The 9039-nt window shown below is 74.1% G+C and carries 11 protein-coding genes and 1 pseudogene; 5 read left to right on the forward strand and 7 right to left on the reverse strand.

Going from position 1 to position 9039, the window contains the following annotated elements:
• The 3 genes and pseudogenes from CKO13_RS08375 to CKO13_RS08385 all read left to right on the forward strand — a co-directional run.
• Window positions 1-338: pseudogene (locus tag CKO13_RS08375) on the forward strand (hypothetical protein); the annotation flags it as partial.
• A gap of 44 nt (window positions 339-382) precedes the next feature.
• Entirely contained in the window at window positions 383-1165 is a 783-nt protein-coding gene (locus tag CKO13_RS08380; protein WP_200259422.1) for an SDR family NAD(P)-dependent oxidoreductase, read from the forward strand.
• Complete coding sequence (locus tag CKO13_RS08385) at window positions 1162-1860, forward strand: endonuclease III domain-containing protein (RefSeq protein ID WP_420827062.1); 699 nt, start codon at window positions 1162-1164, stop codon at window positions 1858-1860. The genes CKO13_RS08380 and CKO13_RS08385 overlap by 4 nt, the downstream gene beginning before the upstream one ends.
• Here CKO13_RS08385 and CKO13_RS08390 read toward each other — a convergent pair.
• Genes CKO13_RS08390 through CKO13_RS08410 form a run of 5 tightly spaced genes read right to left on the reverse strand, consistent with a single transcriptional unit; the run spans window position 1814 to window position 5944 of the window.
• Window positions 1814-2650, reverse strand: a complete 837-nt coding sequence (locus CKO13_RS08390) for a pseudouridine synthase (protein ID WP_338034611.1) — start codon at window positions 2648-2650, stop codon at window positions 1814-1816. The genes CKO13_RS08385 and CKO13_RS08390 overlap by 47 nt on opposite strands.
• Window positions 2634-3263, reverse strand: coding sequence for an SMC-Scp complex subunit ScpB (gene scpB, locus CKO13_RS08395; protein WP_200259450.1), 630 nt, complete (start codon window positions 3261-3263; stop codon window positions 2634-2636). The genes CKO13_RS08390 and scpB overlap by 17 nt, the downstream gene beginning before the upstream one ends.
• A complete protein-coding gene (locus CKO13_RS08400; protein ID WP_200259425.1) occupies window positions 3257-4084 on the reverse strand; it encodes a segregation/condensation protein A in 828 nt (275 codons plus the stop codon). Before CKO13_RS08400 ends, scpB begins: the two co-directional genes overlap by 7 nt.
• Window positions 4081-5298: a tryptophan--tRNA ligase gene (locus CKO13_RS08405; protein ID WP_200259428.1), complete on the reverse strand. Its 1218-nt coding sequence runs from the start codon at window positions 5296-5298 to the stop codon at window positions 4081-4083. Before CKO13_RS08405 ends, CKO13_RS08400 begins: the two co-directional genes overlap by 4 nt.
• 19 nt (window positions 5299-5317) lie before the next feature.
• On the reverse strand, window positions 5318-5944 hold the full coding sequence (locus tag CKO13_RS08410; protein WP_200259431.1) for an L-threonylcarbamoyladenylate synthase: 627 nt from the start codon (window positions 5942-5944) through the stop codon (window positions 5318-5320).
• Window positions 5945-6032: 88 nt separating this feature from the next.
• Between CKO13_RS08410 and CKO13_RS08415 the strand changes: the two genes are divergently transcribed.
• On the forward strand, window positions 6033-6332 hold the full coding sequence (locus CKO13_RS08415; protein ID WP_200259434.1) for a YciI family protein: 300 nt from the start codon (window positions 6033-6035) through the stop codon (window positions 6330-6332).
• 56 nt (window positions 6333-6388) lie between these two features.
• Here the strand turns inward: CKO13_RS08415 and tspO are convergent, their stop codons facing one another.
• Window positions 6389-6910, reverse strand: coding sequence for a tryptophan-rich sensory protein TspO (tspO, locus tag CKO13_RS08420; RefSeq protein WP_200259437.1), 522 nt, complete (start codon window positions 6908-6910; stop codon window positions 6389-6391).
• Between the two features lie 176 nt (window positions 6911-7086).
• Between tspO and CKO13_RS08425 the strand changes: the two genes are divergently transcribed.
• Entirely contained in the window at window positions 7087-7812 is a 726-nt protein-coding gene (locus tag CKO13_RS08425) for a PP2C family protein-serine/threonine phosphatase (RefSeq protein ID WP_200259440.1), read from the forward strand.
• 8 nt (window positions 7813-7820) lie between these two features.
• On the opposite strand, the gene der is transcribed toward CKO13_RS08425, so the two are convergent.
• A partial coding sequence (gene der, locus CKO13_RS08430) for a ribosome biogenesis GTPase Der (protein ID WP_200259444.1) occupies window positions 7821-9039 on the reverse strand: 1219 nt, incomplete at its 5' end.

Raw genomic sequence — 9039 nt, forward strand, 5'->3', positions numbered from 1 at the left:
CACCACTGCAGCCGGCTCCGGGCCACGCCCTCGCCGAGCGCAGCGCCGAGGGGCAGCAGCGCCTCCAGGCGGCCGTCGCCGCCCACGCCGGGGAGCTCGCCGGGCTCTACCGGCAGGCCGCCGAGCACGCCCCCCGGGCCGCGGCCCTGCGGCGCCGGCTGCGCCCCCTCGCGGCGTACACGGCGATCCACCGCGCCCTGCTCGAGGAGATCCGCCGCCGCCCCGAGCGCCTCCTGGCAGGCCGTATCACCCTGACACCGCTGCGCAAGGCGTGGCTCGCCCGGCGGGCGCGGCTCGCCAAGCCCCCACGGTTGCTAGCCTTATTGGGGGTTGCGTAGAGTATTGTTATTCTATCAATCCTTGGACTGAAAGAGGTGCCACCGTGGCCGACCAACCGCAGCTCTCCGCCGACTACACGCCACCCGCCGGGGCCTTCGAGGGCCGGGTCATCCTCGTCACCGGCGCGACCGGCGGCATCGGCGAGGCGGTCTGCCGGCGCCTGGCCGAGGCCAAGGCCACCGTGGTGCTGCTGGACAAGGACCTCAAGGCCCTGGAGGGGCTCTACGACCGGATCGTCGCCGAGGGCGGGCCGGAGCCGGCCATCTACCCGATGAACCTCGAGGGCGCCTCCTTCGACCACTACCCCGAGGTGGCGCAGCGCATCCGGGAGGGGCTCGGGCGGCTCGACGGCCTCCTGCACGCCGCCGCCGTGCTCGGCAAGCCGGCGCCGGTGGACCACTACGACGTGGAGGCGTGGTACCGGACCCTCCAGGTGAACCTCAACGCCGCCTTCATGCTCACGCGCGCCTGCCTGCCGCTGCTGCGCGCCTCCGACCGCGGCGCCGTCGTGCTGACCTCCGACGCCAGCGGCCGCGCGGGCGAGGCCTACGGCGGCGCCTACGCCGTGGCCAACGCCGGGCTCGAGGGGCTGATGCGGGTGCTCGCCGCCGAGCTCGCCGAGACCACCTCGATCTGCGTCAACAGCCTCGACCCGGGCACCGTGGCCACCCGGCTGCACGCCGAGGCCTACCCCTGGGACAACCCCTTCGAGCTGACCCAGCCGGGCCAGGTCGCCGGCGCCTTCATCCGGCTGCTCGGCCCCGACGGCCGGGACTGCCACGGCCAGGCCCTGACGGTGGCGCCGAGCCCGAAGGGCGAGGGGTGACGCGCCCCGCCGGCGTGGACGCGCCGAGCCTCGAGGCGGGGCAGCTGCGGGGGCTCCTCGAGGCCCTGATCGCCCACCACGGCCGCCTGGACTGGTGGCCGGCGGAGACGGCCTTCGAGATCCTCGTCGGCGCGGTGCTCACCCAGAACACCGCCTGGCGCAACGTCGAGCGCGCCGTCGCCAACCTGCGCGCCGAGGCCCTGCTCGACGCCGAGGCCCTCCTCGAGGCCCCCGCCGAGCGGGTGGCGGCGGCGATCCGCCCGGCCGGCTACTTCAATGTCAAGGCGCAGCGGCTGCGCAACCTCTGCCGCGCCTACCTCGAGGCCGGCGGCCTCGAGGGGATGCGCCGCGAGGAGACGGGCCCCCTGCGCGCGCGGCTGCTCGCCGTCCAGGGCGTCGGCCGGGAGACCGCCGACGACATCCTCCTCTACGCCCTCGAGCGCCCGGTCTTCGTCGTCGACGCCTACACCCGGCGCATCCTCGCCCGGCTCGGCTGGATCGCCGGCGACGAGGGCTACGAGGCCCTGCGCGGGGCGGTCGAGGCGGCCCTCGGGCCGGATCCCGCCGCCTTCAACGAGCTCCACGCCCAGATCGTCGCCCTCGGCAAGGAGACCTGCCGGCCCCGGCCGCGCTGCCGGGGCTGCCCCCTCAGCGGCGCTTGCGCCCACGCCGCCGGCGCGGCGGCCGGGGCGTAGGCGGCGGCGGCTCGAGGCCGACGTGCTCGTAGAGCGCCGCCTTGCCGGCGTCGTCGAGCTCGCGCAGCTTGCCGCGGCGCAGGTCCCGGGGCATGACCACCGGCCCGTAGCGCACCCGGATCAGCCGGCTCACCGCCACCCCCTGGGACTCCCATAGCCGGCGCACCTCGCGCTTGCGCCCCTCGCTGACGATGACGTGGAACCAGGCGTTCGCCCCCTCGCCGGGGTCGTCCACCGGCATGGCGGACTCGACGACGTCGAAGTGCGCCGGCCCGTCGTCGAGCTCGACGCCGTCGACCAGCCGCTGGACCATCTCCGGGGTGACCTCGCCGCGGATGCGGCAGGCGTACTCGCGCTCCACCCCCTGGGAGGGGTGCATGAGGGCGTTGGCCAGCTCGCCGTCGTTGGTGAACAGCAGCAGCCCCTGGCTGTTGAGGTCGAGCCGGCCGACGGCGATCCAGCGCCCCGGCGTCCGCGGCAGGCGCCGGAAGACCGTCGGGCGCCCCTCGGGGTCGGTGCGCGCGGTCACCTCGCCCTCGGGCTTGTTGTAGAGGAGCACCCGCCGCGGGGGCTGGCGGTGGATGCGCTGCACGGTACGGCCGTCGAGCTCGACCTGGTCGCGGGCGCCCGCCCGGTCGCCGATCTGCGCCGGCCGGCCGTTGAGCTGGACCCGCCCGGCCTCGATGGCCGCCTCCATCTCGCGCCGGGAGCCGAGCCCGGCGCGGGCGAGCACCTTCTGCAGCTTCTCCCCGCGCGGCGCCGCCCCCTCGCCCTTACGACTCTGACTCACTGCTCTCTCCTCTGCCCGCTTCGTCGGTGTCCCCGCCCTCCGCCGCCCGGCCGAGGTAGCGGTCGATCTCCTCGTAGGCCTGCTCCGGATCCTGCAGGGCCGCCAGCTCGGGGAGCTCGTCGAGGCTCCCCAGGTTGAAGTGCTCGAGGAAGGCCGGCGTCGTGGCGTAGAGCGCCGGGCGGCCGGGGACCTCCCGCCGGCCCACGGTGCGGATCCAGCCGCGCTCCTCGAGGGTGCGGATGATGCTGGTGCTCACGCTCACCCCGCGGACCTGCTCGATATCGCCCCGCGTGATCGGCTGGCGGTAGGCGATCAGCGCCAGGGTCTCGAGCATGGCGCGGGAGTAGCGCCCGGGCCGCTCCTCCCAGAGCCGCGAGACCCAGGGCGCCATCTCGGCGCGGACCTGGAGCCGGTAGCCGCCGGCGACCTCGCGGAGCTCGACCCCGCGGCCCTCGCACTCCGCGGCGAGCTCGGCGAGCGCGCCGCGCACCGCCTCCCGGTCCGGGGCCTCCTCCCCCTCGAAGAGCCCCTGGAGGCGCTCCACGGTCAGGGGGCCCTCGGCGGCGAGCAGGGCCGCCTCGATGATCGCCTTGAGCCCGCCCACGGCTAGCAGGCGCGGACGTAGAGGGGCGCGAAGGCGTCGGCCTGCACCAGCTCGACCAGCGACTCGCGCACCAGCTCGAGGAGCGCCAGGAAGGTGACCACGGCGCCGGTGCGCCCCTCCGCGGCGGCGAAGAGCTCCGGGAAGGGGGTGTAGCGCTGCGCCGAGAGCCGCGCCAGGGTCTCGGTCATGCGCTCGCGGACGCTGATCGGCTCGCGCTCGACCTGGTGGTGCTCGTGGAGCCGGGCCCGGCGCATGACGTCGGCCAGGGCCGTGAGCAGCTCGCGCAGGTCGACCTGCGGCGGCCGCGGCTGCGGCTGGCACTCCGGCGCCGGCGCCGTTGCCGGGAAGGTGTCCCGCCCCTGGCGCGGCAGCCGGTCGAGGGCCTCGGCCGCCTGCTTGAAGCGCTCGTACTCCTGGAGCCGGCGGACCAGCTCGGCGCGCGGGTCCTGCCCCTCCTCCTCGTCGCCGTCCTCGGCCGGCGGCCGCGGCAGGAGCATCCGCGACTTGATCTCGGCGAGCACGGCGGCCATCACCAGGTACTCGGCGGCCAGCTCCAGGCGCAGCTCGCGCATCAGCTCGACGTACTCCATGTACTGCCGGGTCACCTCGGCGATGGGGATGTCGAGGATGTCGAGGTTCTGGCGCCGGACGAGGTAGAGCAGGAGGTCGAGCGGCCCCTCGAAGGCCTCGAGGAAGACCTCCAGCGCGTCCGGCGGGATGTAGAGGTCGTCCGGGAGGCGGCGGAGCGGCTCCGCGCCCACCCGCGCCCGGGGCTCCGTCTCGGCAGGGGCGGGCGCCGCCGCCGGATCGGCGGCCGCCTCCTCGCTCACCGGTACTCCAGCCCCATGGCGCTGCGCACCTCGGAGAGGGTCTCGCGCGCCTCCTCCCGCGCCTGCTCGCAGCCGTCGACGATCAGCGCCCGGACCTGCTCGGGATCCGCCTCGTACTCCTGGGCCCGCTCGCGGATGGGGGCGAGCTCCGCCTCCACGGCGTCGATGATGCAGCGCTTGCACTCGAGGCAGCCGATGCCGGCGGTGGTGCACCCCTGCTGGACCCACTGCTGCGTCGACTCGTCGGAGTAGACCTTGTGGAAGTCCCAGACGGGGCACTTCTCGGGCGTCCCCGGGTCGGTGCGGCGCACCCGGGCCGGGTCGGTGGGCATGGTGCGCAGCTTGCGCGCCACCTCGTCGGCCGGCTCGCGCAGGCCGATGGTGTTGCCGTAGGACTTGGACATCTTGCGCCCGTCGAGCCCGGGCATCTTCGCCGTCGGCGTCAGCAGGACCTCGGGCTCCGGCAGGAGCTCGCGGCTGCTGCCGTCGAGGTAGCCGTAGAGGCGCTCGCGGTCGGCGACGGTGATGTTCGGCTGCCCCTCGAGCAGGGCGTAGGCGACCTCGAGGGCCTCGCGGTCCCCCTCCTGCTGATAGCGCTGGCGCAGCTGGTGGTAGAGCCGGGCGTTCTTCTTGCCCATCTTCCGCGCCGCCTCCTGCGCCTTCTCCTCGAAGTCGGGCTCGCGGCCGTAGAGGTGGTTGAAGCGCCGGGCGACCTCGCGGGTCAGCTCGAGGTGGGCGACCTGGTCCTCGCCCACCGGCACCTCGGTGGCCTTGTAGATGAGCACGTCGGCGGCCTGGAGCAGCGGATAGCCGAGGAAGCCGTAGGTCGCCAGGTCGCGGTCGTGGAGCTGCTCCTGCTGATCCCGGAAGCTCGGCACCCGCTCCAGCCAGCCCAGCGGCGTGATCATCGACAGCAGCAGGTGCAGCTCGGCGTGCTCCGGCACCCGCGACTGGATGAACAGCCGGGCGAGCTTGGGGTTGACGCCGCAGGCGAGCCAGTCGATGACCATCTCCCAGACGTTGTCGCCGACCACCCAGGGGGTCTCGTAGTGGGTGGTCAGGGCGTGCCAGTCGGCGATGAAGAAGAAGCACTCGTACTCGTCCTGCAGGCGCAGCCAGTTCTTCAGCACGCCGTGGTAGTGGCCCAGGTGCAGGCGCCCTGTCGGGCGCATGCCCGACAGGACGCGGCTAGGGCGGGTGTTGACGCTTGCCAAGCAGCTCTCCTTGTGGTTGTCAGGCGCTCTGGAAGACGCGGGTATCGCCGACGCCCTCGCGGACGACCTCCGCGGCCTCGCCGGTGAGGTCGACCACGGTGCTCGCCCCCCCGCCGGCCGGCCCGCCGTCGACGACCGCATCGATCTGCTTGCCCAGGCGCTCGCGGATCTCCTCCGGGTCGTTGAGCGGCAGCTCGTCGCCGGGCAGCTGCAGGGTGACGCTCATCAGCGGCTCGCCGAGGGCCTCGAGCAGCGCCCGGCTGACCGGCTGATCGGGGACGCGGATGCCGATGGTCTTGCGCTTGGGGTGCTGCAGCCGCCGCGGCACCTCCCGGGTCGCCCGCAGGATAAAGGTATACGGCCCCGGCGTGTGCGACTTCAGCAGCCGGTAGGCGTAGTTCTCCATCTGGGCGTAGGTCCCGATGTCCTTGAGGTCCTTGCAGGCGAGGGTGAAGTTGTGGCCGTCCTCGAGCCGGCGGATCTCCCGGATGCGGTCCAGGGCCGCCTTCTCGCCCATCCGGCAGCCGAGGGCGTAGCTCGAGTCGGTGGGGTAGGCGATCACGCCGCCCTCGCCCAGGATCTCGACCACCTGCTTGATCAGCCGCTGCTGCGGGGTCTTCGGGTGCACCTCGAAGTACTGCGCCATGGTTCCCCCTCTCGCTGGAGCGCCCCGGCATCAGGCGGGGCTGGCTCCCTATTGTACCGGAGCCCTTGCAGGGCGATAACATAGACCCATGTACTACGCCATCATCAGCTACGACGTCGAGGGGAGCCTGCCCCTGCGCCGGCAGGCGCGGGCGGCGCACCTCGAGCGCCTCGAGCGGCTGCGCGACGAGGGGCGGCTGCTGAGCGCCGGCCCCTTCCCGGCGGTCGACACGCCAAGCCCCGGGGAGGCGGGCTTCCGCGGCAGCCTGGTCATCGCCGAGTTCGACTCCCTCGAGGCGGCGCAGGCCTGGGCCGAGGCCGACCCCTACGTCGCCGCCGGCGTCTACGAGCGCGTGCACGTGGAGCCCTTCAAGCCGGTGCTCCCCTAGCGGCTCCCCGCCCGGCGAGGGGCCGCCGGGCGGGGGAACGTACCTCCCTGCCGGGGCTACGGCCGCTGCGCCGGGCTCGAGGCCTCACCGCCCGCCGCCTCGGCACCCGCGCCGGGGCCCGCCCCGTTGCGCTGCCAGATGCCGTAGTTCAGCGAGGCGGCGTAGCTCAGCCACGCCAGGTAGAGCACGAAGAGCACCCCGGCGAGCCCGTCGACGGTGAAGAAGACGGCGGTGGCCACCAGGGTGACGCCCCACAGCGAGGCGAGGACCGCCATCCCGCCGGCGATGCGGTGCAGCCCGAAGAAGGTCGGCGTCCAGAGGGCGTTGAGCACGATCTGCAGCGACCACAGGGCCAGCGCCAGCGCCTGCACCGTCGATGGCTCGGCCACGGCGATCCGCCACGCCGCCACCGCGACGAGCAGGTAGGCCACGGACCAGGCGATAGGGAAGACCCAGTTCGGCGGCGTCCACCACGGCTTCTCCAGCCCCTCGTACCAGCGGTCGGGGCCGAACAGCGCCCCCGTGGTGGCGGCCCCGGCGCAGGCGCCGAGGAAGATAAGGAAGATCAGCAGGCTCACGATCGCGACTCCTTGCGGACACTGGATTTCCGCCCATGGTATCGAGTTGCGGGCGCGCTAGCACCCCGCCCGCGGCGGCGGCGCATTTCCGCCCTCCGCGCGATGGGGCTAGGATGGGACCGGAGAGCCGATAACCAAGAGACGGGCCCCGCAGGCCCGCGAAGAGGAGGAGCGCCATGGAGATCGTCGGGAGCTCGCACTGCGGCTATGTGCGCCCACGCAACGAGGATCGGATCGGCTGGGACGAGGAGGCGGGCATCGCCGTGCTCGCCGACGGGCTCGGCGGGCTGCCCTACGGCGACGAGGCGGCCCGCCTGGCCGTGGAGGCGGTGGTCACCATCGGCCGCAGCCACCACGGCAGCGACCACACCTGGCTCGAGTCCGGCGGCGACCCCACCAAGCTGGTCCAGCTGGCCAACCGCGCGGTGCTCTCCTACACCGAGCGGGACCGGCGCTACGAGGGGATGGGGACCACCCTGGCGCTGCTCTGCGTGGCCCCGGACGAGCTCGCCGTGGCCCACGTCGGCGACTCCCGGGTCTACCGGCTGAGCGAGGGCCGGCTGGAGCGGCTGACGCGCGACCACACGCCGGTGCAGCGGGCCGTCGAGGCCGGCGAGATGAGCGAGGCGCAGGCGCGCCACTCGCCGGAGCGCAACGTCCTCGAGCGCGCCCTCGGCGCCGTCACCCAGTCCGAGCCCGAGGTCTCCCGCCTCCCCCGCCGCGCCGGCGACCTCTACCTGCTCTGCTCCGACGGGCTGACCGGGGCCGTCGAGGACGCCGAGATCGCCACGATCCTCGGCGCCGCCGCGGCGAGCCTCGAGCAGCGGCGCGACCGGCTCATCCAGACCGCCCTCGAGGCCGGCGGCGAGGACAACGTCTCCGTGGTCCTCGTCCAGGTCTGAAGGCCCGCCTAGCGGCGGGCGCGCTTCTTCTTCTTGCTGCGCTTGGCGTGCCGGATCAGCCGCTGCCGGTGCCGGCGCTGGCGCTCGGTGAGGCGGTTCGGCTTGTGGGCGAAGGGGTTCTCGCCGGTGCGGCACTCGACGCGCACCGGCGTGCCGTAGAGGTCGAAGCGCTCGCGGAAGAAGTTCTCCAGGTAGCGGACGTAGGCGGCCGGCAGGCGCTGGACCTGGTTGCCGTGGACGACGATCACCGGCGGGTTGTGCCCGCCCTGGTGGGCGTAGCGCAGCTTGACGCGCCGGCCCCGGACCAGCGGGGGCTGGTGGGCGGCGACGGCCTCGTGGAGGGCCTCGTTGAGCGCCGGGGTGGGCAGGTCCCGGTGGGCGGCGGCGTGGGCGCGGTCCACGGAGCCGAGCAGCAGCCCGACGCCGGTGCCGTGGCGCGCCGAGACGAAGTGGTGCCGGGCGAAGCCGAGGAAGGCGAAGCGCAGGTCCAGGTCGCGGCGGACCTTGCGCCGCTGCTCCGGCCCGAGGCCGTCCCACTTGTTGATGACCACCACCAGCGCCCGCCCGGCCTGGAGGACGTGGCCGGCCAGCCGCGCGTCCTGCTCGGTGATCCCCTCCTGGGCGTCGGTGACCAGCAGCACCACCGAGGCGCGCTCGATCGCCTCGAGGCTCTTGACGACGCTGAGCTTCTCGACGCCCTCGGGGACCTGCGACCGGCGCCGCACGCCGGCGGTGTCGATCAGGGTGTAGCGCTGGCCGTCGCGCTCGAAGGGCACGGCGATGCTGTCCCGGGTCGTGCCGGGCGCGTCGTAGACCAGCACCCGCGCCTCGCCGAAGAGGCGGTTGATCAGGGTGGACTTGCCGACATTGGGCCGGCCGATGACCGCCACCGGCACGCCCTCCTCCGCCTCCGCGGGCTCCGCCGGGGCGGCGCGCGCCTCGGCGGGGAGGGCAGCGAGCACGGCGTCGAGCAGCGCCGGCACCCCCTGGCCGCGCCGGGCGGCGATCGGGTGGACCTCGCCGATGCCGAGGGCGTGGAACTCGGCGCTCGCCAGGCGGGGGTCGAGGCCGTCGACCTTGTTGACGGCCAGGAGCACGGGCAGGCCGGCGCGGCGCAGCTCCTCGGCGATGGCCTCGTCGGCGGCGTTGAGCCCCGCGCTGGCGTCGACGAGCAGCACCGCGGCGTCCGCCTCGGCGATGGCCGCCCGGGCCTGCTCGTGCATACGC

The organism is Halorhodospira neutriphila, assembly GCF_016584055.1.
GTDB classification, from domain to species: Bacteria; Pseudomonadota; Gammaproteobacteria; order Nitrococcales; family Halorhodospiraceae; genus Halorhodospira; species Halorhodospira neutriphila.

What these genes read in the sequence shown, in the direction of transcription:
- CKO13_RS08410 (WP_200259431.1), bottom strand. Translation starts at nt 5,944, where the DNA reads ATGGCGCAGTACTTCGAGGTGCACCCGAAGACCCCGCAGCAGCGGCTG.
- CKO13_RS08415 (WP_200259434.1), top strand. Translation starts at nt 6,033, where the DNA reads ATGTACTACGCCATCATCAGCTACGACGTCGAGGGGAGCCTGCCCCTG.
- CKO13_RS08425 (WP_200259440.1), top strand. Translation starts at nt 7,087, where the DNA reads ATGGAGATCGTCGGGAGCTCGCACTGCGGCTATGTGCGCCCACGCAAC.